We start from the raw sequence: 25,285 nt of genomic DNA on the forward strand, positions 1-25,285 counted from the left end.
TTGCGCAAACCGTCGATCCACAACTTTGAGCTAACACGAGGAGAACTTAAAAACTATGTCTCTGGCAGTACGCGTGATTCCTTGCCTGGATGTCAACAATGGGCGGGTCGTCAAGGGGGTTAACTTTGAGAATCTCCGTGATGCCGGCGATCCGGTGGAGCTGGCTCGCCGCTATGGCGAGGAGGGCGCTGATGAGCTGACCTTCCTGGATGTCACGGCTTCCAAGGATGGCCGTGGCACCATGCTCGACGTGGTGCGTCGCACCGCAAGTGAGGTCTTCATTCCGCTGACGGTCGGCGGTGGCGTGCGCAGCGTCGAGGATGTCGATCAGCTGCTCCGCGCCGGAGCTGACAAGGTCAGTGTCAATACCGCTGCGATCGCACGTCCAGAACTGCTCAGCGAGCTGTCGCGCCGCTTCGGTGCGCAGTGTGTCGTCCTGTCGGTGGATGCCCGCCGCGTTCCCGAGGGAGGCACGCCGCAGCCGTCGGGCTTCGAGGTGACGACGCACGGTGGTTCACGCTCGGCGGGGATCGACGCCGTCGAGTGGGCACGCCGCGGCGAGGAGCTCGGGGTCGGCGAGATTCTGCTGAACTCCATGGACGGCGACGGCACCAAGGACGGTTTCGACCTGGAGCTTCTGGAGAAAGTCCGCGCTGCCGTCGACGTCCCGGTGATTGCCTCTGGCGGTGCGGGCAAGGCAGAGCACTTCCCGCCAGCAGTGCGCGCCGGCGCCAACGCGGTGTTGGCCGCATCCATTTTCCACTTCGGCGAGGTCAGCATTGCTGAGGTTAAGGAAGAGATGGCCCGCGAGGGAATCGAGGTGCGCCAGTGACTGGTCTAGCCCCGGGCGCTGCAGCTCACGGCGCCGGCGACGATCCGCGTGAGTACACGCTCCCAGCAGATATCGCGAACATCGCCAAGTTCAACGCTGACGGCTTGATTCCCGCTATTGTGCAGGAGGAATCCACTGGCCGCGTGCTCATGATGGCGTGGATGGATTCCCACGCACTGGCATATACCATCGCTACCAAGCGCGGCACCTACTGGTCGCGCTCCCGGTCCGAGTACTGGATTAAGGGGCTTACTAGTGGCCATTTCCAGACCGTGACATCGCTGGCGTTGGACTGTGATGGCGATACCGTGCTGATGCAGGTAGTGCAGGACGGCGCGGCATGCCACACTGGCTCGCATAGCTGCTTTGACGTGCATCCCGTGTTCGAGGGCTAATCAGTCGATCCGGGTTGCCGAGGTAGGGATTTCGTCGTCAAGCGCGCCCACCTCCGGTGAAGTCCGGGGTTAAGTGATGTGCAATCCGGGGTGCGTGGCACAATAGCGGCTATGACTCGTATCACCATGACCACGCGTGAGCGCTTTCGTGAACTGGCTGCACACCATCGGGTCGTGCCCGTGGTTCGCAAGGTTTTGGCGGACGGCGAAACGGCGCTGTCGGCCTACCGCAAGCTCGCGGCCGATCGTCCCGGCACTTTCTTGCTGGAGTCCTCCGATGTGGGGCAGTCGTGGTCGCGCTGGTCGTTTATCGGTTGCGGCAGTCGCGCCGCGCTGACGGTGGATGATGCGGGGGAGGCAACCTGGATTGGCAATGCGCCGTCGGGTGCGCCAGAGGGCGGAAATCCGTTGGATGCTCTGCGTCGCACGCTGGAGCTGCTGCACACGGAGCTTCCGCTTGCCGACGACGCTTCGGTGCCCAAGCTCACCTCTGGTCTCGTTGGCTACTTCGGGCATGACATTGTCCGCTACATTGAGCCACAGCTGCCGGATACCACTGACAATGATTTGCAGATTCCTGAGCTTATGCAGTTGCTGGTGGAGGACCTGGCTGCTTTTGACCACCACGAGGGCGTGCTGTGGCTGATTTCCAATGCTGTCAACTGGGACGGCTCGGATGAGCGGATTGACCAGGCGTATGACACCGCCTGTGATCGGGTCAATGCGATGGTGGAGCGGCTGTCGGGGGCCTCTGATCTGCGTCCGGCGGAAATTAGCTTCCCAGAGCCGGTGATTCGTCGCCAGCGCGCCGCCGACGACCACATGGATCGTATTGAGCGTTGTAAGGACCACATCCGAGCTGGTGATGCGTTCCAGATTGTGCTCTCGCAGCGGTTCGAGATGGACACGCAGGCGTCAGCTTTTGATATCTACCGCATCCTGCGGGTTTCCAATCCGTCGCCCTACATGTTCCTGGTCAACGTTCCAACCAAGGACTTCTCCGCTACCGCTTTTCAAATTGTCGGTTCCTCCCCGGAATCACTCGTGGCAGTTCAGGGCAGTGAGGTCATCACCAATCCCATCGCGGGCACACGTCCGCGCGGTGCCACGGTGGAGCAGGACAATGCGCTGGAAGCTGATTTGCTGGCAGACGAGAAGGAAAATAGTGAGCATCTGATGCTCGTTGATCTTGGCCGCAATGACCTCGGACGTGTCTGCCGCCCAGGCAGTGTTGTTGTGCACGACTTCCGTCATATTGAGCGCTACAGTCACGTTATGCATCTGGTCTCTACGGTCACCGGCGAGCTTTCCAGCGACGCCACTGCCGTCGACGCGTTCGCGGCCACCTTCCCAGCGGGAACGCTGTCGGGTGCGCCGAAGCCTTCCGCGCTGAGCATTATCGACAAGTTCGAAGACACGCGTCGGGGTGTTTACGGCGGCACTGTTGGATACTTTGACTTCCGGGGCAATACCGATCAGGCAATTGCCATCCGCACAGGTGTGAAGAAGGGCGATACGGTCTATGTTCAGGCTGGCGGCGGAATTGTCAGTGACTCTGACCCGGTGGCAGAGGATGAGGAGACCCGCAACAAGGCCGCGGCCGTGCTGCGAGCTGTCGCGGCAGCTGAGACACTAGTCCCAGCGGAAAGGAGCTAGGTTTTCGATGAAGTCGACAACGATGCTCTCCGGTGGCCTCATTGGCGTGGCCGCAGCGGGAATGTGGTTGTGCAGCCGAAGCGCGTGGCTGACGGTCGATACTGTTGATGACAAGTCCGGTCCAGCGACCACAGATTTGGTGGGCGCAGTTTGGGCTCCAGAGTTGACGTCGATTGCGCTGGCAATGGTGGCTGCACTGTTTGCCACCACCATTTTGGGCTCACTGGGGCGCCGTATTGTCGGTGGCCTCGCGGCGCTGCTCGCAATTGCGGCGTCGTGGACTCCGATGACTCTGCTTGCCAGCGGAGAAGACGGTGTGGACTCCCAGCGGGCACTGGATTTGTTGACGTCGGGAAGCGCCTCACAACGCGCCAGTGATGCGGTGACTGTGGCAGACTGGGCGCAGATCTCAGCGATTGAAGTGCATGCGATGGGGCCAGCCCTGGCCTTGCTGTGCTGCGCATTGGCGCTGGTCGGGGCGGTATTGTTGGTGCGTCGACCGGGTACTGTGAAGAAGCAGAAGTCCAGCGCGTATGAGACCCCGGAGGTACGCCGTCAGCGTATCGCCGAGGACCTGGAGGAAGACCCACAGTCGGGTCGAGTTCTGTGGGATGCTTTGGATGCCGGTGTAGATCCTACGGATCTGGATAAGGAGTAAGGCCGTGGCTAACGTTCTGGACAAGATTATTGAGGGCGTGCGGGAAGATCTCGCTGCTCGGGAAGCCAAGATTTCCTACGGTGAAATCAAGGAGCTCTCGCTGAAGGTGCCGTCGCCGATTGATGCCGTGGCGGCACTGGCTAAGCCCGGGGTGCAGGTGATTGCAGAGGTCAAGCGTGCCTCTCCGTCGAAGGGAGAGCTGGCTGACATCCCTTCGCCGGAGGTCTTGGCGGCAGAGTACGAGCAGGGTGGCGCGGCTGTCATTTCCTGTCTGACTGAGGAGCGCCGCTTCCGCGGTTCGCTCGCCGACCTCGATGCCGTGCGCCGCGCGGTCAACATTCCAGTGCTGCGCAAGGATTTCATCGTCACTCCGTACCAGGTCCATGAGGCCCGCGCACACGGTGCCGACCTGGTGCTGCTGATGTGCTCCGCTTTGGATCAGCCGACGCTGGAATCCCTGCTGGATCGCACCGAGTCGCTTGGCATGAACGCTCTGGTTGAGGCGCACACCGAAGAAGAGGTCGAGCGCGCCGAGGCCGCTGGTGCCAAGATCCTCGGCATCAACGCCCGCAATCTAAAGACCCTCGACGTGGATCTCTCCGTGTACGAACGCCTTGCGCCGATGTTGCCGGATCATGTTGTGAAGGTGGCAGAGTCCGGTGTCAAGGGGCCGGAGGAACTGCGCTACTACGCCTCCCACGGCGCCGACGCGGTACTGGTGGGCGAGGGCCTGGTTACCGCGGGCAAGCCGGGTGAGGCTTGCCGACGTCTCGTTGCCGCCGGTGTCCACCCGACACTCCGCAGCGAGTAGTGATAGACCGCAGTTGCGATAAGCAGCTGTACCGCGCTGCGAACTGCGCCTAGTTTAGTTGCGTGTCACACCTGTTGTGCTGGCACACCACAGTTTCTTAGGCCTTATGTCCCCGCAACCGGTGGGGATAGTCCACAATAGATAACTGTGAGTGACCAAGATTTCAAGAATCATGATGCCCGCGGTGACCGCCTGCCCACGATGGGTGAGGTTATCGCGGAGACAACGAACCACGAATCAGATGCCATTGGGCACTGGGGTAAGTGGGGCGGCCAGTTTGTGCCGGAGGCGCTGATGGCCGTTATCGGTGAGGTCACCGATGGCTACGCGAAGGCCCGCGTTGATCAGGATTTTCTCGATGAGCTCGACCGGCTTCAGCGTACTTATGTCGGACGTCCCTCGCCGCTGTACTACGCGGAGAAGTTCTCCGCTGATATCGGCGCTGACGTCTGGCTCAAGCGCGAGGATTTGAATCACACCGGTAGCCACAAGATTAATAACGTCTTGGGGCAGGTTCTGCTTGCTAAGCGCATGGGCAAGAAGAACATCATTGCCGAGACCGGTGCCGGCCAGCACGGTGTCGCAACCGCGACTGCCTGTGCGCTGCTCGGCCTTAACTGCCGTATCTACATGGGCAAGGTCGACGCAATCCGCCAGCGCCTCAATATCGCCCGCATGCGCCTGCTTGGTGCCGAGGTTATCGAGGTCGAGATTGGTTCGAAGACTCTCAAGGACGCGATCAATGAGGCCATGCGTTTTTGGGTTTCACACGCCGATGACACCTACTACTGCTTCGGCACTGCAGCCGGCCCGCACCCGTTCCCAACAATGGTGCGCGACTTCCAGCGCATCATCAGCGCCGAGGCACGCCAGCAGATTCTCGCGGAGACCGGCTCGCTTCCCGACGCTGTCGTGGCCTGTGTCGGCGGCGGTTCTAATGCGATCGGCGCGTTCCACCACTTCATCGATGATGAATCGGTTCGACTGATTGGCGCTGAAGCTGGCGGTGACGGTGTTGAGACCGGTCGCCATGCAGCACCGATTTCGGCCGCCGGTAATCCGGGTGTGTTCCAGGGCTCCTTCGCAGCCCTGATGCAGAACGAGGACGGTCAGATTACAGAGTCGCACTCGATTTCCGCGGGTCTGGATTACCCGGGCGTGGGCCCGGAGCACTCTTACCTGGCTGATATTGATCGCGCGTCCTACCTGCCGGTGACCGATACCCAGGCGATGCAGGCATTCCAGGATCTGACTCGGATGGAGGGCATCCTGCCCGCTATCGAGTCCGCACACGCGGTAGCTGCCGCCCGACTCATCAGCGATGATCTGAATGAAGAGCTGGGCCGTAAGCCGCTGATTATCGTCAATGTTTCCGGTCGCGGTGACAAGGATGTCGACACCGCTGCTAAGTGGTTTGATCTGATGGAGGAGTCCTAAATGAGTCTGAGTGACGTCTTTGACAAGGTCCGTGAGGAAAACCGCGCAGCATTTATCGGCTACTACCCAGCGGGTTTCCCGACCACCGATAAGTCGATTGAGAGCATCAAGGCGATTGTCGACGCTGGCGCCGACATCATCGAGGTTGGTCTGCCTTTCTCCGACCCGATGATGGATGGCCCAACCATTCAGGATGCCGCCAACGTGGCTTTGGATGCGGGTTTCCGCACCCGTGAGATTATGCGTGTGGTCCGCGAAGTCACCGAGCACGGCGGTACCTGTGTGGTCATGAGCTACTGGAATCCGATTCTCCAGTATGGTCCAGAGCGTTTCGCCGAGGACTTGGCCGCCGCTGGTGGTCGTGGCACCATTATCCCGGATCTTATCCCCGAGGAGGCCGGCCAATGGCAGCGTGCAGCTGAGGCCAATGGTCTGTCCAACATCATGTTGGTGGCCCCGTCATCGACCAACGAGCGTCTGCAGCTAACTGCCACCGCGTCGACCGGCTTCGTCTACGCCACCAGCCACATGGGTGTCACAGGTGCCCAGGCTAGCGTCGACTCGGCCGCCGGCAAGTTGGTTGCCCGCACGCGCGAGGTCACCGATACACCGGTGTGCGTCGGTTTGGGTGTCTCCAATGGGGCACAGGCCGCCGAGATTGCCGAGTTTGCAGATGGCGTGATCGTTGGCTCAGCACTGATCAAGGCCGCGATGAAGAGCACCGATGACCTGGTAACGCTCGCCCGCGAACTCGCCGCGGGCGTACGAGGAGAGAGCTAGCGCATTTATGAGTTCCACCCTTGTTCTCGCTGAAACTGCAACGACGTATCTGGCCAACATTCCCTCTCCGCCGCAGGGGGTGTGGCAGTTAGGGCCGCTACCACTGCGTGGTTACGCGATTTCCATCTTGATTGGCGTACTCGTCGGCATTTACTGGATGCAGCGCCGCTACGCGGCCAGGGGTGGAGACCCGGAGTTAGTCCTCGACATTGCCATTGCGGTTATTCCTGCGGGCATTATCGGCGGCCGTCTCTACCACGTCGCCACCGACTGGGAGAAGTACTTCGGCCCCGGCGCCAATCCCGCCGATGCACTGAAAATCACCAATGGTGGCCTCGGCATCTGGGGAGCGGTGGCGCTAGGAGTGCTGGCTGCGTGGGCGGTCGCCAAGTGGCGAAAGGTGCCGTTTGCGCCAGTTCTTGACGCGGCCGCACCCGCAATCATCCTTGGACAGGCCATTGGGCGTCTGGGCAATTGGTTCAACCAGGAACTCTACGGTGGCCCAACGTCACTTCCGTGGGGCCTGGAAATTTACCAACGAGTTGATGAGCTTGGACGGGTTGCCCCTGTCACCGGAACGTCGACAGGCGAAGTGCTGGCCGTGGTGCATCCAACGTTTCTCTACGAGATGGTGTGGAACGTCCTCGCCTGTCTGGTCATTGTGTGGGCGGACCGAAAGTTCAAGATGGGCGGCGGGCGCGTCTTTGCGCTCTATGTCGCGGCCTACACTTTGGGGCGTTTCTTCATTGAACTCATGCGCGTCGATGACGCAACGCTGATATTCGGTGTGCGTATTAATAACATCACGTCGCTCGTGGTCTTTTTCTGCGCTGTCATTGCTTTGTGGATTCTGCGGTCCAAGAGCCGCGAAACCGCAGCTGAAGTCAGGGGAGAGCGCGAGGCTGCTGAAGCTCACAGTGCTTCCAACTGACGCATAGCCCGTTAAGGGACTAGGCTGGAGGCCGTGCTTAGACGAACGAAGATTGTATGTACCCTCGGTCCAGCAGTTGCTTCGCTGGAGGGGATTACCGGGCTGGTCAACGCCGGCATGGATGTTGCCCGCCTGAATTTCTCTCACGGTGAGCATGAGGACCACGCTCAGAACTACCACTGGGTGCGTGAAGCATCCGACGCTACGGGACATGCCGTCGGTATTCTCGCCGACTTGCAGGGACCAAAGATTCGCCTCGGTCGTTTTAAGGAAGGCTCGACGTATTGGGCTGACGGCGAGATTGTCCGCATCACCGTCGACGATGTCGAAGGCACGCACGACCGCGTCTCCACCACGTACAAGAATCTCGCTGACGATGCCCGTCCGGGCGATCGCCTGCTTGTCGACGACGGCAAGGTGGGCCTGGAGTGCATCGAGGTAGATGGCAACGATGTGGTGTGCCGTGTCATCGAGGGCGGTCCGGTCTCGAACAACAAGGGTGTTTCCCTGCCGGGGATGAACATCTCGGTGCCGGCTCTGTCAGAGAAGGATATCGCCGACCTGCGCTTCGCTCTGAAGCTGGGAGTCGACTTCATCGCGCTGTCCTTCGTCCGTTCGCCTTCCGACGTCGAACTGGTCCATGCGGTCATGGATGAGGTTGGCCGTCGTGTCCCGATTATCGCCAAGCTGGAGAAGCCAGAGGCAGTCGAGTCTCTCGAGGCCATCATCCTGGCTTTCGATGCCGTGATGGTCGCCCGTGGTGACCTTGGTGTTGAGGTGCCGTTGGAAGATGTTCCGCTGGTTCAGAAGCGCGCTATTCAGATTGCCCGCGAGAACGCCAAGCCGGTCATCGTCGCCACCCAGATGCTCGACTCCATGATTTCGAACTCGCGCCCGACTCGTGCGGAGGCCTCCGACGTGGCCAACGCTGTGCTCGATGGCGCAGATGCCGTGATGCTCTCGGGTGAGACCTCGGTTGGTAAGTACCCGCAGTCCACGGTTAAGACCATGGCTCGCATCGTCACCGCCGCTGAGCGCGAGGGGGAAGTTCCTGCGCTGACCCACATGCCTCGCACGAAGCGTGGTGTGATTTCCTACGCAGCTCGCGATATCGGTGAGCGCTTGAATGCCCGCGCTATGGTTGCTTTCACCACCTCGGGTGATACCGCTCGCCGTGTGGCACGCTTGCACTCTCGCCTGCCGCTGCTGGTATTCACTCCGAATCAGCAGGTTCGTTCGCAGCTTGCGCTGACGTGGGGTGCGGAGACCTTCTTGGTGCGCGAGGTTAACAGCACGGATGAGATCATGCAGGTCATCGATGAGCAGCTCTTGACCATGGAAAACTACAACGCTGGCGACACGCTGGTCGTTGTTGCTGGTACCCCTCCAGGAAATGAGGGCAATACCAACATGATTCACGTCCACGTTATTGGCGAGGACGCTCGCTAGCTCTCTGGCGCGTTAGGAAAAGCCGGTAAGCCCTTTTGGGGCTTACCGGCTTTTTGCTTGGAGCCTTTCGACCTGGGGGTTAAGTAGCAAAACTGACAACCCGAAAACTGAGCTGTCTTTTTTGGCGCGGTGCGCGGTGGCAAGCGGCCGGCACGCAGCTCTTACTTTGCCAAGTAGGACAGTACGGCGGCAGCGGCGGCAGAAGTCGCGGAGGTAGCCGTCGGCTCGAAGTCCGGCAGGAATGTCGGCATGTGATTCGACGATACGTCTTCGACCACGCGGTCGGCAGCAACGGCGGCTTCCCACGTATCCCGAGGTGTGGCGCCAACGGTCCAGTAGACATATGGGCAGTTCAGTCCACGCGGCAGGTCTGAGAAGTCCTCCGATGCGGTCCACGGCACAGCATCGGTGGAATCGTCGCCGAGCACAGCGTCCATGACCGGGCGAATCGTGGCAAACGCCTCCGGATCATTGTCAGTGACTTCGCCGTGATCGGAGTACTCAATCACAGGCTCAACCTCAGTGCCGGAAGCCAGGCACTCGCCACGAACAACGCGCTCAATGCCCGCAATGAGCTTCGCGCGCACATCGTTGGAGTAGTAGCGAATATTCAGCACAATCTTGGCCTGACCGGGGATTGTGTTATTCGAATTGCCGGACTGCAGCGTGCCGACGGACAAAACACCAAACTCGTGGGGAGGAATCTCGCGCCCCACAATTCCTTGCAAGCGCAGAACGATTGCGGCAGCCAAGTACGTCGGGTCAATGGCGTTGTGCGGCATAGATCCATGTGCGGAGCGACCTGTCAGCGTGATGCTAATGGTGTCACAGCCAGCAAGTGCCGGGCCGGGCATAGTCATTACCTGACCTGCGGGGCCGGGAACAATGTGCTGGCCGAAGCACACATCTGGGGTGGGGATGAGGTCTGCCAGGCCGTCGTCAATCATGGCCTGTGCACCACAGGCCAGTTCCTCGGCGGGCTGGAACAGGGCAATGAAAGTACCCGACCACTCAGACTTAGTTGCTGCCATCAGGCTAGCCAGACCAAGACCGGCCGTCATGTGCATGTCATGGCCACAGGCGTGCATGACGGCGGTGGCAGAACCATCGCGGGCGGTACCGGTGGCAGAGGAAGCGAAGTCCACACCTGTTTCCTCGAAAACGGGAAGCGCATCGATATCAGCGCGGAACAGCACGGTAGGGCCGGGGCCATTTTCCATGACACCAACGAGGCCGTGACCGCCGATTCCCTCATGCACTGTGTAAGTGCCCATGTCGCGAAGAGCACCGGCCAGATACGCGGCAGTTTTCTCCTCCGCCTGAGAGAGCTCCGGGTGCTGGTGCAGGTAGCGGTAGATTTCCCACTGCCGGTCCAATGGCACTCGATGGGTGGCGATGAGGTCGCGAATGCGGCTCAGCCGTGCTTCATTGTTGCTCACCTGGTTTAAGACTCCTAACTTCTCTCTCTACTCTGTGCCAGAGACCTACAGCCGCGACCCGTCTTCAACGAGCGGGTTGTATTTCAGCGAGTTGGGCTGGCACTGGCACTCGGTCGCAATGTGAATGCTGTCCGAGATTTTTCCGGTCTCCCGTAAACGGTACATCTCCGGGACAACGCGGTCGCGCAAATCCCATGGGGAGATGGTGTTCAGATAAATCTTGGTGCCACCTTCAAAGCCGGCCAGGTTCGAGGTGCGCCACTTAATCATTACGCGCCACGGCATGCGGGCATCCAAATCGACAGGGCGGTGGTGCCATTCCTCGTTACACGGAATGGTGGGGCCGGCAGCTGCATGACATGCGTGAATCAGGTCCGACATTGCGTCGATCTCAGCCCGGGTTTGCAGCCACGGTTCGCAGACATCTGACTTCGAGAAGATCTCCAGCGTCGGGTAGCGGTGTCCGAATCCTGCGAAAGCCACCGCGTGCTCGTTTTCCGCAATAACCAGGTTGTGGCGGGCCGCATAGTCCACCGCGTATTCGTTGTAGATATTCGGGTTCTTGCGCACCGCCTGCACTTCGCGCTTGAGCTGCTCGCCGTGCTCATCGATGGCCACAAGCTGCTTGTGCAAGTGATCGAAGCTGGCGCCTGCCGGTTTTAGCCAGTTTTGGAAAGCGGCCACATAACGTACGTAGCGGTTACGTCGGTACAGGTCAGCAATCGACTCGACGGTAAACGCAATAAGTGCGCGGTGCTCGGCAACGCTCAATGTGCCAGAAGAAGCCAGCTGATTATCGTGAGTAGCGCCGTCGACAAAGTGGCGACGGGCAACAATCACATCGTGGCCGCCGGCGAAATAGCTTGGGGCGCGGCGCAGCAATTCCTCGTCGGAAAGCGCGCTGATTTCCTCTTCACTGCGTCCAGCGGCGCGGTAGCGCGTGCGAATGATGTTGAGCACGTGCTCGCGGCCCTTCGGGTCATCGAGGTAGGCCTCCATGCGTTGCTGAGTTTCGCGGTCGGGCTCGAAGCCGTAGTTTTCCGACCAATAGTCATAGGAGACGATCTCGAACAGGTTGGGCACGCGGCGGAACTCCGCAGTGGTGTCGAAGAGCTGGTCGGGCAGTACTCCGGTCACCGTGCTGTAGCCGCCGAATACCGATTCGTCGAGGACAACACGGGCCTTCTCCGGCGGGGTTTGCAGCAGGTTGTTCCAGCCAAAGGAGTCGCGGGATCCAAAATCCTCCTCGCTCAATGGCTGCGGATCCGTGTGCTTAATTCCCAACGGCCGATTTCCACGACCTGGGACTGTCCACACCTGGGTACCGGAAAAAGGATTAACTTGCTTCACCGTGCCGTCGGCAAGCGTGATGAGGGGATTGCTGAAAGCCTGCATAAGTCCAACACTACGTCTTTGCTGGCGGTCGGCGCGCCAACGTAGGGGGACAAGGGCTTGACGACGGTTAGCTATTGTCTGGCCGTCTCGCGTGGCTTAGCCTGTGAAGTTATGTCGAAGATTGTTTTTCACTGCCTGGTGAAGCCGACCGAATCGGAGGCGCTGGCCGAGGCATTTCGTACCAAGTTGAGTGAGTTTGACCGCGCCGGGCGAGTTAGTGACGTGGATGTTTCGGTGGCGTCGGCGGACACGGACGCGCAGTTGGTGGAGCAGTGGGAGCGTGAGAACCCGAAGGAGCCGTTGGGGGATAGGAAGGTATTCCGTTATCTCTTGAGCTTCGATCAGCACGGTGGTTCTCTCAATGAACTCGCTATGGACCTCTCTGAGCTACTGACTCCGCGTGCAGAATTGCCCCCGGACCCAGTGCTGCGTGAGTTCGACGAAATGCTCGAATCTGTTGCGACGTATCCCTGGAATGTTGCCGTATTTAGGTAATTTCCTACCTAATTCGTGAAAAGTGTAAGCCTCCACAGAGTCAGTGATTGGCTTGGCCAACGGGTGTAGCGCGAATCGCTACGAGTTTTCCCAGCAATATGCCGTTGTATAATTATGTCCGCTTCAATATCTACAGTTGCCCAGTCCTTGTGCACACAACCTGTGCCACCGAGTTACGGCAACCGGGAAGTGGTTTACAACCGCTGACGGTTTGTTCTTCGTGGGCGCCATAATGGTTTCGCAGAGAGGTTTATTTTGAATATCGAGCAGAAGGTTTCGGGACTCTATGACCAGATTCTCACCCGAAACGCCGGTGAGCCGGAGTTCCACCAGGCAGTGGCAGAAGTTCTGGAGTCGCTGAAGGTCGTCCTGGAAAAGGACCCGCACTATGGTGACTACGGCTTGGTTCAGCGTCTGTGTGAGCCGGAGCGTCAGATTATTTTCCGCGTGCCGTGGGTCGATGACCAGGGGCAGGTCCAGGTCAACCGTGGCTTCCGTGTTCAGTTCAACTCTGTGCTGGGCCCGTACAAGGGCGGTCTGCGCTTCCACCCGAGCGTGAACCTCGGCATCATTAAGTTCCTGGGCTTCGAGCAGATCTTCAAGAACTCCCTGACCGGCCTGCCGATCGGTGGCGGCAAGGGTGGCTCCGACTTTGATCCGAAGGGCAAGTCCGAGCTGGAAATCATGCGCTTCTGCCAGTCGTTCATGACTGAGCTGCACCGCCACATCGGTGAGTACCGTGACGTCCCGGCCGGTGACATCGGCGTCGGTGGCCGCGAGATTGGCTACCTGTTCGGTCAGTACCGCCGTATGGCTAACCAACACGAGTCCGGCGTTCTCACCGGTAAGGGCCTGACCTGGGGCGGTTCCCTGGTTCGTACCGAGGCCACCGGTTACGGCTGTGTCTACTTCACTGAAGAGATGATGAAGGCCAACGGTGCCGACATCAACGGTGCCAAGGTCATCGTTTCCGGTTCCGGTAACGTCGCCATCTACGCCATTAAGAAGGCTCAGGAGCTCGGCGCTACCGTCGTCGGTTTCTCTGACTCCTCCGGTTATGTCTCCACTCCGAACGGTGTCGACGTCGAGCTGCTGAAGGAAATCAAGGAAGTTCGTCGTGCTCGCGTCTCCGAGTACGTCGCTGAGGCTGAGGGCGCTGAGTTCCACGAGGGTGGCAACATCTGGGAGCTCAAGGCTGATGTCGCACTGCCGTGTGCAACTCAGAATGAGCTCAATGGCGAGTCCGCCAAGCTGCTGGTCGACAACGGCTGCCGCTTCGTTGCTGAGGGCGCAAACATGCCGTCCACTCCGGAGGCTATCGAGGTCTTCAAGGCCAACGGTGTCCACTTTGCGCCGGGCAAGGCTGCCAACGCTGGCGGTGTTGCAACCTCCGCTCTGGAGATGCAGCAGAACGCTACCCGCGATTCCTGGTCCTTCTCCTACACCGATGAGCGCCTGAAGCGCATCATGACCAACATCTTCAAGAACTGCGAAACCACCGCCGCTGAGTACGATCACGAGGGTAACTACGTGCTCGGTGCCAACATCGCAGGCTTCAAGAAGGTCGCTAACGCAATGCTGGCTCAGGGCGTCATCTAGTCTGCTAACGTTTCCGCTTTACGACGGATCCTCGGCGACCCCGCCCGTCGAATAGCCAAAAAGCCCACGCTGTAAACTCCCTCCCATGGAGTTATCAGTGTGGGCTTTTGTCTTTATCGTGGCAACGATTTTCATCGGGGCCCTGATGCAGCGAATAGCCGGTATGGGACTCGGACTGTTGGGAGGGCCGGTCCTCTCACTGGTTGCAGGTCCCGTAGCAGGAATTTTGATTATTAACGTGCTCGCATCGGTCAATGCGATCATGCAGACCATCTCGGTGCGAGAAAACGTCGATTGGAAGAAATTCTGGCTGATTGGCCCGGTGATGGCTCTCGGCGCACTGCCCGGCGCTTGGGTGGTTCACAACACGCCCAGCGGGCCGCTCCAGGTGTTGGTCGGCGGGCTCGTGCTACTCGCGCTGCTAGTGACATCCTTTATGCCTCAGCGCATGCGTGTCGACGGCCCACAATACGCCGTTGCCTCAGGCGTGGCCGGCGGTTTTATGAATACCCTGGCCGGCATTGCGGGCCCAGCCATTACCGTTTACGCACAGGCTTCCCGTTGGCCAGCGCAGACATTTGCAGCCACCCTGCAACCGCTCTTCTTTGTTTCCGGCGCGTTGTCCTTGCTGTTCAAGGAAATCAGCGGTGACGTATCTGTCTTCGCCACCACACCGGTTATCCTCTGGCCGCTGTGTTTGGTTGCCATGATTGTGGGTATATTTTTGGGCACTCGCGTTTCCCGACGAGTGCCCATTGTGCAAGCCCGAAAGCTCGCGGTCATTCTGGCGACTACCGGCGCGGCAGTCACTATGTTTCGCGGAATCTCCGCAACTTTTGGCGCTTAGGCTTGCTGTTCCGCTTGCCAGCCTCTCCTTGCTGTTATTTCAGTAGCTATTACTTCAACAGCGAAGATAGGAAGTTGCGGGTGCGCTCGTGCTGTGGATTACCCAGCACCTCATCCGGGGTGCCTTTCTCCACGACCACGCCGTCAGCCATAAACACGACCTGGTCGGCGACTTCGCGGGCAAAGCCCATCTCGTGCGTCACGACGACCATGGTCATGCCCTTATCGGCCAGACCACGCATGACGTTGAGAACCTCACCGACGAGCTCGGGGTCAAGAGCGGAAGTCGGCTCATCGAAGAGCATTAGCTTCGGCTCCATGGCCAGGGCTCGAGCAATGGCAACACGCTGTTGCTGACCGCCCGAGAGCTGAACAGGGTAGGCATCGGCCTTGTGCGCCAGACCAACAGTCTCCAGCAGCTCCATGGCACGCTTTTCAGCCTGCTCCTGAGAGACACCCTTTACCAGCACTGGTGCCTCAGTAATATTTCCCAGCACCGTGCGGTGCGGGAACAGGTTGAAGTTCTGGAAAACCATACCGATATCGCGACGCTGACGGGCAGCTTCTGCGGCGGAAATCTCGTAGAGGCTGCCGTTCTTTTCGCGGTAGCCAATCAGGGAACCGTCGACGTAGAGACGGCCGGCATTGACCTTCTCCAGGTGGTTGATACAGCGCAGCAGCGTGGACTTACCGGAGCCCGAAGGACCAATGAGGCAGGTAACCGTACCGCGTGGAACTTCCAGGTCGATGCCCTTGAGGACCTCGAGACGGCCGAAGTTCTTCCGAACCTTTTGCGCCTCAACCATCAAATCTTTGGTAGTCATTTACTGCGGATCCTCTCGGTAGAAGTGCTCTTCGTCCTTATCGACAACGCGAGCATTTGCAAGCGGCACACCTTCGGCGTCGGCAAGCGCGGCCAGCTGGCGGGCGGTGAGCTGACGGGTAGCGCCGCGGGCGAAGTAGCGCTCAAGGTAGAACTGTCCGACCATCAGAATTGATGTGATGACCAAGTACCAGGTGGCGGCGACAAGGAGCATCGGCACCGGCAGGAACAGCGCATTGGCGATGTCCGTGGAGCGGCCGTAGAGTTCCAGCGAGAACGGCACTGCGATGACCAGCGAAGTGGTCTTCAGTAGGGAGATGAACTCGTTGCCCGTCGGCGGGATGATGATGCGCATAGCCTGCGGCAGGATGGTGCGGCGGACAGTCTGCCACCAGCTCATACCCAGTGCCTTCGATGCTTCGGTCTGGCCCTCTGGGACAGCTTGAATGCCGGCACGGACAATTTCAGCCATGTATGCGGACTCATTCAAGCCGAGACCGACGAACGCCAACACAAAGGTATTGGACAGGACAGTGCTGAGATCAACCTCGGCAACGCCCAGGTCAATCGTCGAGTAGATAGTGCCGAGGAGGCCCCAAAAGACCAGCTGCACGTAGACCGGAGTTCCTCGGAAAACCCACAGGTAGAACCAAGCAACAGTGGACAGCACGGGGTTGTCCGACATTCGGAGTACGGCGACGATGGCACCGCCGACGATACCGATGAGCATGGCTAGGACAGTCAGTGCAATGGTCCAGCCAGCGGCAGCGGCGATTCGTGTGTCGAACAGGTACTGGAAGTAAACATCCCAGTGGTAGGCCTCGTTGCGGGCGGCACCGATGATGAACCATAGGAAGAGCGCCAGCAGCACTGCTGCGGTGATCCAGCGACCCGGGTGCGGCAGCGGTTTAGCCTTAATTTCTTCGTTGAGTTCCGCCTGTGTGGCCTCGTAGCGGGCGCCAGACGCAGATGAGTCGCTCACTTAAAGTTCCTCTCCGTTAATAGTGGCGCGTTCCAAAGCACCGTCTTCCAAACCCCATGTGGTCAGGATTTGCTTGTACTGGCCGTTATCAATGAGGTACTGCAGTGCCTGCTGCAGCACTGGGCCGAGTTCTGAATCCTTCGGAATAGCGAAGCCGAACGGGGCACCATCGTAGATATCTCCGGCAAGTTCGAGTTTGCCCTCAGAGCGATTGACCGCATAGGCACTGACTGGTGAGTCAGCTGCCAGCGCATCAGCACGCCCCAGCACCACAGTGGTAGCGGCGGTACCAGCATCCTGGTAGGCCAATTTGTTAATTGGTGGCAAACCGCGATCCAGACAATCCTGATTCTTTACCGGCAGGTCCTCCATGTCAGCGACGGTATTGCGCTGAACGGCGACAGTTTTGCCACAGTAGTTGTCGGAGCTGGCGTCGCTGCCCGGGCGACGTGCCCACTGCAGGCCGGTATCCAGGTAGTCGACGAAGTCGTAGGTCTTGCGGCGCTCCTCATTTGAGGTGAAGCCGGAAGCGCCAACATCAACTGCGCCGGCCGACAGGGCCGGCAGAATCAGTGCGAAATCCTGTTCTTGGATTTCAATCTTCATGTCCAAGACACTGGCCATGGCTCGGATGAGATCGATGTCGAAGCCGATGATGGAACCGGCGGAATCCTTAAACTCTGCCGGGGCGAATGTTGGGTTGGTGCCGATGCGCAATACTTCGCGCTTACGAAGATCTGCTGGGACCTGTTTCGCCAGTTCGGGGACCGCTGCCGGTTTGATCTCTGACCAGCCCTCCGGGTTACCGCTTTCGTCATTGGTGACACAGCCTGTAAGCCCTAAGAACAAGGTCGCAGTCAGCGTGGCAGCCGCCAATGCGATGGGTCTTTTCATATCTGAATATGTTACCTAGGCACAGGAATACCTTAAATTCGGTACCCCTATTCAGCTGCGTCTTAGGCTGGTGCAGGAAAACCGCACACTTTTCAGACTTCCCGAGGGATAGTCAGCGCGGGTTTTCTAGTTCGCTTCAGCTGCAGCAAAGCCATTGCCAGTGACGTCGAGCGGGCCGACCGCGCCGGAGGCCGGGTCGCTCAGCGCAGCATCGCGGACAGCCTTCGCCACGGCCGGCATGACGCGCGAATCCAGCGCCGACGGGATAATGCGGTCGGCACTCAGGTCCTCTACGCCAACATTTGCGATGGCCTGAGTAGCAGCCAGCTTCATGGCCTCGGTGATCCGTTTGGCACCCGCCTCCAGTGCGCCACGGAACAGACCCGGGAAGGCCAGCACATTATTAATCTGGTTCGGATGATCCGAGCGGCCAGTGGCCACGACGGCTCCGTACTTGCGAGCGATTTCCATCGGGATTTCCGGAATCGGGTTGGCTAGCGAGAACAGGATCGGGTCAGCGGCCATCTGGCTAATCGCATCCTCGCCGATACGGCCGGCAGAGACGCCGATGAACACGTTAGCGTCGACAAGCGCATCGTTGATCGAGCCGGTGATACCGCGCGGGTTAGTCATGCCGGCGACCCACTGCTTGATGTCGCTTAGTGGCTCGCGGTCCGGGTGGATGATGCCGCGCGAATCGACGACGACGATGTCGGACACGCCAGCGGACAGCAGCATCTTCGTCGCAGCGACGCCCGCGGCACCGGCGCCGGAGATGACCACACGGAGATCCTGGAAGCTGCGGCCGGTCAGCTTGCAGGCGTTGATCAATCCGGCGGCGATGACGATGGCGGTGCCGTGCTGGTCGTCGTGGAAGATGGGGATGTCGAGCTCTTGGTCGAGACGCTGCTCGATCTCGAAGCAGCGAGGCGCGGAGATGTCTTCGAGGTTCACTCCGCCAAACGACGGCGCCAGCGCCTTGACCGTCTGGATGATTTCCTCCGTGTCGAGGGTATCCAAGACGATTGGCACAGCGGAGATGCCGGCGAACTGCTCGAAGAGCTGGGCCTTTCCTTCCATCACCGGCAGTGCGGCCTTTGGGCCGATGTCGCCGAGGCCAAGCACCGCGGTGCCGTCGGAGATTACTGCGACGTTCTGGCCGGTCCAAGTGTAGGTGCGGGCCAGAGCCGGATCTTCGTGGATGGCCTCACAGACGCAAGCGACACCTGGGGTGTAGCCGATGGAGAGGTCGCGAATTGTCTCGAGCTTCATGGTCGAGTGGGAGCGGAGCTTGCCGCCTAGGTGCGCCTCGAAGATTTCCGCATCGGTGATGGTCGACGGATCTGTGGGGGTGGTGTCCTCCGGTACTGCGTGAAGCGGCGTCTTAGCGGAGTTCGCGTTCGCAGTGTGGTCGGAGGAGCTAGAGGGGGAATTCGCAGCAGGCATGATGACAGTCCAAAACGTGTTGAGTACTGAGTACTTTGTACTTTGAGAAAACTCGACCGCGGCGTGAGCTGCTGGTGGGCAGTGCGTAAAGCCGGGAGCGAAGCTTGGCAGGTGATACGTAGTGGTGTGCGTAAAAACTAAACCAGTCTTGCTATGCGGGATTGGTATCTCATTATATGGACGGTGGGGTGGAAAATAAAATCTTTGTGGTTGGGGGGAGCGGGGATTTGGGAAGTGTCGTGGAGCTGGCGGCCGCGGGCGTGATGCCGGAATCCCGGCTTTTGCCGAGCCCGACGAGTCCTGCCATGGCGTCATCTATGTCAAGAGCTACGCTGCTGTGTTGTTTGCGATGAAGGTGTGCACCGGGGCTTGCTCGGAAGCATCTTTGTTGGGAAGTGCCTTCGGTGGGGCGTCTATGTGCTGTCGGGTTCCATATGGGCGGCTGTCGTTGGAGGGGGGGCTCCACCCCTTGGCCGCTTTTGGCCTTCTATTGGTTTGGAAAATGTTGGCGATATTATTTGCCGATATTGAGCAAGCGCTGGCCAGGGTTGAAGGTTAGTTTTTAAAGAGATTAACCAGTTCCAAGCCCTGTTCTATGGGGTAGAGGCCTGGTTTTTTCTTACCTTCAGTGGTGCCTTATGGTTCGAGAATCGAAAATATTTGTGTAGTGAGGAAAGTTGAATCCGGAGTTCCTGGGATAGTTCCAACTGACGACAGAGAGCTGTTCGTTTATTGCAACTTCTACGCAGGAGGCGTCTTACGATGTCCAATTCCACTTTCCCCCAGAACCCGCAGAGTCCACAGAACCCGTATGGCCCCGAGAGGGCGTACGGCTCCCAGAATCCGCAGGATTCGCTGGGGCAGCAGTCCTACCAGCACAACCCGCAGGATCCTCTCGGTCAGCAGCCCTACCCGCAGGGTCTGTCGGCAGCTGGGCAGGTGCCTCCGGCTCCGAAAGAAAAGAAGAAGGGCGGCTGCTTCAAGTGGGGCGGTATCGCCGCCGGTGCTGTTGTGGTCCTCGCTGTGGCGGCCAGCTTGACCGGTGGCGGCGATGCCGATTCGGGTTCCGATTCTGAAGCTGCGTCTCTCTTTGGCTCGGAGACTGCCGTTGCGGCTGATTCTGGGACTGTTGAGAATGCCGATTTCGCTGAGTCTTCCGAGGCAGGTGTAGATGAGCAGCAAGGTCAGACGGGGGAGCAGCAAAAGCAGGATGAGAAGGTCCCGACCGAATACAAGAATGCTCTCCGCAAGGCAGAGATTTACGCGAATCGCATGCACATGTCGAAGGCCGGTATTTATGATCAGCTGACCTCGGAGTATGGCGAGAAGTTCTCACCGGAGGCAGCCCAGTATGCAATGGACAATCTCGATGCGGACTGGAATAAGAACGCACTGGAAAAGGCGAGAATCTATCAGGATTCGATGGCAATGTCCCCGGATGCGGTTTACGAGCAGCTGACGTCGGAATACGGCGAGCAGTTTACTCCGGAGGAAGCTCAGTACGCGGTGGATAACCTGTAGTTTCTGGGTGTGGCTGAGTTTTGGTACGTAATTGTGAGATAGGAACTTTGCTAACTACTGAAATCACCCAAAAATGGTTGCTGAGGCGGAAGCGTGATTAGAGATATCGGAGAGTTGCGTGCAGTTGTTGCAGCTCATGCCGGGAAAAGTGTGGATCAGATTGCCGATTATGCATATTTCTCTAATGGCTCGTGGATGATTGGTGCTGCTGAAGGCGAGCCTGAAGGTAGTCCAGCTTATTTATTAACTGCTGGAGGAAAATGCATTAAGAAGACACACCAAGATTCACCAGAGATTGATGAGTTCATATCTCGTGCAGTCAAAGTGACTAAATGAGTAGTCGCAAACGAAAATAGCCGTGAAAAGACTGCAGTACGGGCCGGGTAATACCTTTAATAAAATGTGTCGTACGGAGTTTGGCTGCCTGTTAGAATCTCCTGGTAGTGGCACATCCGAGGTAAGAAAGGGAGGGGCAATCGTATGGCACTAGATGATGTTATGCCGGCGAAGGTGACGTATATTGCCCCTAGCCGAGTTCTCCCCGTTGACAATGAAATTGAATATGAGGCATTTGATGCGGTAGCTGACAAGCTCCTTCCGTTGCTTGGCAATACAGCACGACGGCACACGATGGAAGACTATGAGGACGGTGGATATCCTGCTGGGGCTCTCAATTCAGCGCTTTGTGCTATCCAAGTACCGATACCCCGAAGTGCTGTTGACATCATTCGGTCATACATCCCGAAGTTAAATGAGTTCAATGGTGACTGGTTTCGCGTTGAGGAAGCGCTTGACAACGCGGTTGAGCGCTGCGGAATTGATGAGTCCGCATAATAGTTAGCAAACCAGTTTCTTAGCCCCGTTCCACTTGAACTGCTCCCCGCTAGGCGGTAGCTGATTTCTCAGTCCAACTAGTGGGGAGAAGTTCAAAAAGCCTAGTGAAAGCGGGTTTGAAAATTGTGCCCTCGGTGAGACTTGCGCGAAACGGTCATCGGCCTGGCGAGGTTCCACGACAACTGCTGATGCTGGGGCATCGAAGTCAAGGATGATTCTCAGTTGGCGCAGATTAACAGGAATCTCGAAAAGCTCTGGAAGGAGGCAGGCAACAAGGCCAAGTTCGACGAGTTGATTAACAGCCGGCGTACGGCGGCCGGAGGAAGAAGATCGGATACCAACGTTAAGGCAATCCTGAGATGGAAGTTTGACAGGGGAATGGTGGATAGGTCGATTCCGTACGACCATATTCACCAATGGAAAGTACGTGGAAAGTCGATCCGGGGTAGCTCCAAATCAAGTGACCTTGCTGATATGACGGAGTATGTTTGCCGGAACAGGAAACACTTTTGTCAAGTAGGCAAGATATTCTTCCCGCCAGAGCATGTGTTGGCCTCGTGGCTGGATAGTGCTGGCGGAGTTCATGCAGTAATCGATGACCCTGATGTTGTCGACGGCAAGGGCAAGTACGGGGTAATACTCACGAAGCAAGTGATAGTTCCTCGGGATAACGGACACGACCTGGTTGTCCAGCTAGCTCCGGCCAAGTCGACGAGCGGATATGACCTCAAGATTACGAGTGTCTTTCCCTCACGAGGAGAACGCATACGCGAAATCAACGAAAATGGAAACATACCGGAGGTGACTTTCAATGATGGGTATCGTTTCGTTGTGCCAGAGAATCGAGAAGGAGTCTAGCCCGCGGGTGCAGTTCGACCGGCTGCATGGAGCAGGTGGTGACTTGGCCCTCGAGATCTTCCTCAATGATCTCGTCGATGCCCGAGCTTATGTGCCTGAATCTCTCAAGCGTGAGTTCCTTATGACCTGGACCGATGAACCAATCATTTTCGATGCAATCCCGGGGGAAGAGGAAGAGGGCATTACTCACGATCTCGTTGTCGAGTTCGCCGCGATGGATCCGGTAATCGACCTTGGTCCGAACTGGATCTGACCAGAATCTCGCTCTAATCAGTCCGACGCCCCACAGGAACGCCGACTTCGTCATGGAAAGTCTTCACCCATGGTGGGCGACCGGTTTCGAAAATCGGGTCGTGGAGTCACCCGTCGAGGTTTGTTCCTCTGCTTCCCGTGGACCCTGCATCCCGGTGAACTGCTCCCCACTAGTTGGACTGAGAAATCAGTTACCGATCAGTGGGGAGCAGTTTTCATTGCGATTACAAGGTTCGCTGGAGTGGCGTTCTAGTGAAAGTTAGCCTGTCCTGCTGCAGGTATCAATTATAACGTGTCGGTATCAGATAAGACCAAGAATATGGGCGCCGCCAAGGAAGGATAAACGTGCAAGGTTTCGGTAAACCCGCAGCTGTTGGTGCTGCCGTCTAGCACCACGGTTACTGCTGTGTGAACTCGAAATCCACTAGCTCGCCCTCGCGCCCGTTGATTACCAGGCTTACAGCTTGCGTGCCCGGGTAGTAGGTGCGTGTGCTGATGACCCGAAACGGGTGCGTCTTAGTCACCACACGGGTTTCGCCCGGCGCCAGCGTGTATTTACCGAGGCGGAACACACTCGGTTGCCGGATGCCGTTCTTTCTTAAGAAGTGCACGCGGTACTCTGCAAGCACATTAGCGGCGACATTGCCCGTGTTGGTAAGTGTCGCTGAAAGGGTTGCCTTCTCCCCAATGGCCACAGTATTGGGGAACTCGGGGCGGCTGGCGGTGACGGCGGTATACGGAGAGAATCCGACGAGCTCCAAGGCCTCGCTGTGGCCGCTCTTAATCAGCCCGCGCAATCCCTGCTCCACCACCCAAGCTGCGTGCGTCGCGCCACTGTTTGCCCAGCGCGCGGCGGTGGCGAGAGCTAACTCAGGGTGCGTGCGGCTGATGTCATTGAGGTTGTTGGCGACGGATTTGCGCACGAAGAGCGTTTCATCGTCGTACAACCGATCCAAGACCGGAAGAATCGGAGACGGATCCGCCACAAACGGCTTGTGCACCTTTGCCCACGGCAGACGCGGACGGATGCCCTCGGAAGCGAGACGGCGCACGTTGTGGCTGTCCGAGTCAGCCCACTCATGAACCCGGGACATGGTCAGCTCAGGGTAATGCTCTAGGAAGGGACGCACCGCCCACTCACCGGTAAACGCCCTCGTGAGCGCCTCAATCCCGTCTAAAGAAACGTTCGGCTCATCCAACCCGTAAAGCTCAATAAACCGACTCACCGGCCACAAATGGAATGCATGGTTGAAGTAACCTTCTCCCTCTGCAAGCTCGGGCCCAAGCTTATCGACGACTCCGCCAACCATCCCCACATAATCCCCAGCAAGCCGTTCCCGAAGCCCCTGTGCAAACACGGTAACGCGATCCAGGATTTCTAAACCCTCGACTCGCGGCGCAACCCACGCGGCGTATTCCTCGCCATCAATACCAAGCTGTGCTCCGAGCCTTTTTGCTGTGTCGGCATTGAAGTAGTCCTTCATTTTGGTGGCCATAGCTTTGCATCATACCAGGCGTAAGAAGAGCTGATGCGACAGGAAGCGGACGGGTATTCCTGCGCAGCGAATACCATGGAAAGGAATAACCAGGAAACCAAAAACCCGCACCCACCAGGCTAAAAGCCAGGTGAAAGCGGGTTTTAAAATCGTGCCCCCGGTGAGACTCGAACTCACACTGGACGGGTTTTGAATCCGTTGCCTCTGCCAATTGGGCTACAGGGGCGCAAAGCCGTCGATAAGCGAAAATGCTCTATCGAAGCGACTTTGACTAGTTTAGTCCATCGACCCCGAATTAGAAAAACGGCGCTGCGCATAAGCGACGACGCTGACGATTGCGGCGCCGAGAATGAACAGTCCGAGGGCGAGTCCCCAGTCGGAGCCGATGCCCTGGAGCTCGTTGTCTTCGGTCTGCCACGGCCAGAGAGCGCGCAGCGAACCGAGCATGAGGCCGGACATGGCGACCAACGTGAGCGCCTGGTGCGTACTCAGCAGCCATTCGAGGAGGCGGATGAACAGGACGATGCCGATCAGCGCGCCGACGAAGAACGTGCCGATGTAGGCGAAGTCACGGTCGTGAATTGCGCCCATGGTCGGTGCGTAGAGTCCGATGACCAGCAGGAAGAAAGAGCCCGAAACGCCCGGCAGAACCAGTGCGCACACGGCAATCGAGGCGGCGATGAGTACAAGCCAGAGAGGCGGCTGCGTCGGCGCGGCCTGTGGCAGGGAAGTAAGCGCGAACAGGGCGATGCTGAAGAACAGGAAGACGGCGATGGCCTTGCCGCGCATGCCCGGCTGACGCAGAGCACCCGGCTGTAGCTCGTTCAGCGGCATGGTGATCGAGGCGGCGATCATGCCCATGAACAGTGCTCGGGAAGCGACTGGTTGGTTGGTGACGAAGTTCTCCATGACGCCTGCCATGGAGAAGACCACGGCAACCATGCCGATAGCCACCGGGATGAGCAGCCACCAGTCGATTCTGCGAAGGTCCTCCTTGAAGGTGCCCTTCGACATTGCCCGCGGCAGGTCGGTGATGCGCTTTGCCGATTCAATCAGGCGTCCGTAGATGCCCGTGATCAGCGCAAGGGTGCCGCCGGAGACCCCCGGAATCGTCTCGGCGAGACCAATGAGGCCACCGCGAACTGCGTTGGCGATGACACCCAGCGGGGTCGGCTTCGGGATTTCAGAGTAGGGGCTCGTGGTCGGCAGCGTGGTCGACTCTGCGCCAGGAGCGCTCGTATTTTCAGTAGACATCGCAGGCCATTGTATGTCTTCCACCTGAGAAGAAGCGTATTTCCGTGTGTGTATTAGTGGCTTCGGGGTGCGATTAAGGACACAAAACAAAAAAGCAGCGCCTGGGATGGCGCTGCTGATTCAGTGAGTTACGCAGGAGTAGTCGGTGGCAGTGGGGGCAGTAGGCGGTGGGCAGTGGAGCTGCTTCCTTGGCCGTGCTCAG

Annotated in this window: 25 protein-coding genes and 1 tRNA gene; 17 read left to right on the forward strand and 9 right to left on the reverse strand. The window is 58.5% G+C overall.

Translation table 11 applies throughout. From position 1 onward, the window contains the following. Positions 1-55 precede the first annotated feature (55 nt). The 9 genes from hisF to pyk all read left to right on the forward strand — a co-directional run bounded on the left by hisF (position 56) and on the right by pyk (position 8,949). Positions 56-832 carry an imidazole glycerol phosphate synthase subunit HisF gene (gene hisF, locus HMPREF2820_RS05265; protein WP_005510401.1) on the forward strand — a complete coding sequence of 259 codons (777 nt, stop codon included), beginning with the start codon at positions 56-58 and terminating at the stop codon, positions 830-832. Further along, positions 829-1,227: a phosphoribosyl-AMP cyclohydrolase gene (hisI, locus tag HMPREF2820_RS05270; RefSeq protein ID WP_048734633.1), complete on the forward strand. Its 399-nt coding sequence runs from the start codon at positions 829-831 to the stop codon at positions 1,225-1,227. Before hisF ends, hisI begins: the two co-directional genes overlap by 4 nt. Before the next feature lie 111 nt (positions 1,228-1,338). Further along, entirely contained in the window at positions 1,339-2,883 is a 1,545-nt protein-coding gene (locus HMPREF2820_RS05275) for an anthranilate synthase component I (protein WP_016422944.1), read from the forward strand. Positions 2,884-2,890: 7 nt separating this feature from the next. Next, positions 2,891-3,541 carry a TIGR02234 family membrane protein gene (locus HMPREF2820_RS05280; RefSeq protein ID WP_016422943.1) on the forward strand — a complete coding sequence of 217 codons (651 nt, stop codon included), beginning with the start codon at positions 2,891-2,893 and terminating at the stop codon, positions 3,539-3,541. A 4-nt stretch (positions 3,542-3,545) separates the two neighbouring features. Continuing rightward, on the forward strand, positions 3,546-4,352 hold the full coding sequence (gene trpC, locus HMPREF2820_RS05285; RefSeq protein ID WP_070603128.1) for an indole-3-glycerol phosphate synthase TrpC: 807 nt from the start codon (positions 3,546-3,548) through the stop codon (positions 4,350-4,352). 147 nt (positions 4,353-4,499) lie between these two features. Continuing rightward, complete coding sequence (trpB, locus tag HMPREF2820_RS05290) at positions 4,500-5,789, forward strand: tryptophan synthase subunit beta (RefSeq protein ID WP_016422941.1); 1,290 nt, start codon at positions 4,500-4,502, stop codon at positions 5,787-5,789. Continuing rightward, positions 5,790-6,569 carry a tryptophan synthase subunit alpha gene (gene trpA, locus HMPREF2820_RS05295; RefSeq protein WP_070603131.1) on the forward strand — a complete coding sequence of 260 codons (780 nt, stop codon included), beginning with the start codon at positions 5,790-5,792 and terminating at the stop codon, positions 6,567-6,569. Between the two features lie 7 nt (positions 6,570-6,576). After that, positions 6,577-7,500: a prolipoprotein diacylglyceryl transferase gene (gene lgt, locus HMPREF2820_RS05300; protein WP_070603134.1), complete on the forward strand. Its 924-nt coding sequence runs from the start codon at positions 6,577-6,579 to the stop codon at positions 7,498-7,500. Positions 7,501-7,533: 33 nt separating this feature from the next. Further along, on the forward strand, positions 7,534-8,949 hold the full coding sequence (gene pyk / locus HMPREF2820_RS05305) for a pyruvate kinase (RefSeq protein ID WP_016422938.1): 1,416 nt from the start codon (positions 7,534-7,536) through the stop codon (positions 8,947-8,949). A gap of 161 nt (positions 8,950-9,110) precedes the next feature. Here pyk and HMPREF2820_RS05310 read toward each other — a convergent pair whose 3' ends face one another. Further along, positions 9,111-10,388, reverse strand: coding sequence for an amidohydrolase (locus HMPREF2820_RS05310; RefSeq protein WP_070438987.1), 1,278 nt, complete (start codon positions 10,386-10,388; stop codon positions 9,111-9,113). Positions 10,389-10,433: 45 nt separating this feature from the next. Next, positions 10,434-11,783, reverse strand: coding sequence for a DUF4921 family protein (locus HMPREF2820_RS05315; RefSeq protein WP_016422936.1), 1,350 nt, complete (start codon positions 11,781-11,783; stop codon positions 10,434-10,436). A 111-nt stretch (positions 11,784-11,894) separates the two neighbouring features. On the opposite strand from HMPREF2820_RS05315, the gene HMPREF2820_RS05320 reads away from it, so the two are divergent. The 3 genes from HMPREF2820_RS05320 (at position 11,895) to HMPREF2820_RS05330 (ending at position 14,724) form a co-directional block, all read left to right on the forward strand. After that, a complete protein-coding gene (locus HMPREF2820_RS05320; protein ID WP_049193965.1) occupies positions 11,895-12,278 on the forward strand; it encodes a hypothetical protein in 384 nt (127 codons plus the stop codon). A 255-nt stretch (positions 12,279-12,533) separates the two neighbouring features. Further along, positions 12,534-13,877: an NADP-specific glutamate dehydrogenase gene (gdhA, locus tag HMPREF2820_RS05325; RefSeq protein WP_069359159.1), complete on the forward strand. Its 1,344-nt coding sequence runs from the start codon at positions 12,534-12,536 to the stop codon at positions 13,875-13,877. Between the two features lie 85 nt (positions 13,878-13,962). Beyond that, positions 13,963-14,724: a sulfite exporter TauE/SafE family protein gene (locus HMPREF2820_RS05330; protein ID WP_042388756.1), complete on the forward strand. Its 762-nt coding sequence runs from the start codon at positions 13,963-13,965 to the stop codon at positions 14,722-14,724. Positions 14,725-14,773: 49 nt separating this feature from the next. Here HMPREF2820_RS05330 and ehuA read toward each other — a convergent pair whose 3' ends face one another. The 4 genes from ehuA to HMPREF2820_RS05350 form a co-directional block, all read right to left on the reverse strand. Continuing rightward, positions 14,774-15,547, reverse strand: a complete 774-nt coding sequence (gene ehuA, locus HMPREF2820_RS05335; protein WP_016422932.1) for an ectoine/hydroxyectoine ABC transporter ATP-binding protein EhuA — start codon at positions 15,545-15,547, stop codon at positions 14,774-14,776. Continuing rightward, positions 15,548-16,528: an amino acid ABC transporter permease gene (locus tag HMPREF2820_RS05340; protein WP_070603136.1), complete on the reverse strand. Its 981-nt coding sequence runs from the start codon at positions 16,526-16,528 to the stop codon at positions 15,548-15,550. It abuts the gene before it with no gap. Then, entirely contained in the window at positions 16,529-17,422 is an 894-nt protein-coding gene (locus HMPREF2820_RS05345) for an ABC transporter substrate-binding protein (protein WP_069359158.1), read from the reverse strand. It abuts the gene before it with no gap. 126 nt (positions 17,423-17,548) lie between these two features. Further along, positions 17,549-18,868 (reverse strand): NAD(P)-dependent malic enzyme, encoded by a 1,320-nt coding sequence (locus HMPREF2820_RS05350; RefSeq protein ID WP_070603137.1) that lies wholly within the window; start codon positions 18,866-18,868, stop codon positions 17,549-17,551. 762 nt (positions 18,869-19,630) lie between these two features. On the opposite strand from HMPREF2820_RS05350, the gene HMPREF2820_RS05355 reads away from it, so the two are divergent. The 5 genes from HMPREF2820_RS05355 (at position 19,631) to HMPREF2820_RS05370 (ending at position 22,334) form a co-directional block, all read left to right on the forward strand. Further along, on the forward strand, positions 19,631-20,389 hold the full coding sequence (locus HMPREF2820_RS05355) for an Ltp family lipoprotein (protein WP_083308434.1): 759 nt from the start codon (positions 19,631-19,633) through the stop codon (positions 20,387-20,389). A 93-nt stretch (positions 20,390-20,482) separates the two neighbouring features. After that, positions 20,483-20,725 carry a hypothetical protein gene (locus HMPREF2820_RS10820; RefSeq protein ID WP_141751984.1) on the forward strand — a complete coding sequence of 81 codons (243 nt, stop codon included), beginning with the start codon at positions 20,483-20,485 and terminating at the stop codon, positions 20,723-20,725. Positions 20,726-20,869: 144 nt separating this feature from the next. Then, entirely contained in the window at positions 20,870-21,223 is a 354-nt protein-coding gene (locus HMPREF2820_RS05360; protein ID WP_070603139.1) for a hypothetical protein, read from the forward strand. Positions 21,224-21,445: 222 nt separating this feature from the next. Next, entirely contained in the window at positions 21,446-22,081 is a 636-nt protein-coding gene (locus HMPREF2820_RS05365; protein WP_070603141.1) for a hypothetical protein, read from the forward strand. A gap of 7 nt (positions 22,082-22,088) precedes the next feature. Continuing rightward, on the forward strand, positions 22,089-22,334 hold the full coding sequence (locus HMPREF2820_RS05370; RefSeq protein ID WP_070603143.1) for a hypothetical protein: 246 nt from the start codon (positions 22,089-22,091) through the stop codon (positions 22,332-22,334). A 397-nt stretch (positions 22,335-22,731) separates the two neighbouring features. On the opposite strand, the gene HMPREF2820_RS05375 is transcribed toward HMPREF2820_RS05370, so the two are convergent. The 3 genes from HMPREF2820_RS05375 to HMPREF2820_RS05385 form a co-directional block, all read right to left on the reverse strand. Next, a complete protein-coding gene (locus tag HMPREF2820_RS05375; protein ID WP_070603145.1) occupies positions 22,732-23,829 on the reverse strand; it encodes a DNA alkylation repair protein in 1,098 nt (365 codons plus the stop codon). A gap of 152 nt (positions 23,830-23,981) precedes the next feature. Continuing rightward, a tRNA-Leu gene (locus tag HMPREF2820_RS05380) sits at positions 23,982-24,055 on the reverse strand. Positions 24,056-24,105: 50 nt separating this feature from the next. Further along, positions 24,106-25,083, reverse strand: a complete 978-nt coding sequence (locus HMPREF2820_RS05385) for a DUF368 domain-containing protein (RefSeq protein ID WP_070603147.1) — start codon at positions 25,081-25,083, stop codon at positions 24,106-24,108. Positions 25,084-25,285: the final 202 nt, after the last annotated feature.

This window comes from Corynebacterium sp. HMSC064E08 (assembly GCF_001811805.1).
In the GTDB taxonomy this organism is placed as follows: Bacteria; Actinomycetota; Actinomycetes; order Mycobacteriales; family Mycobacteriaceae; genus Corynebacterium; species Corynebacterium jeikeium_D.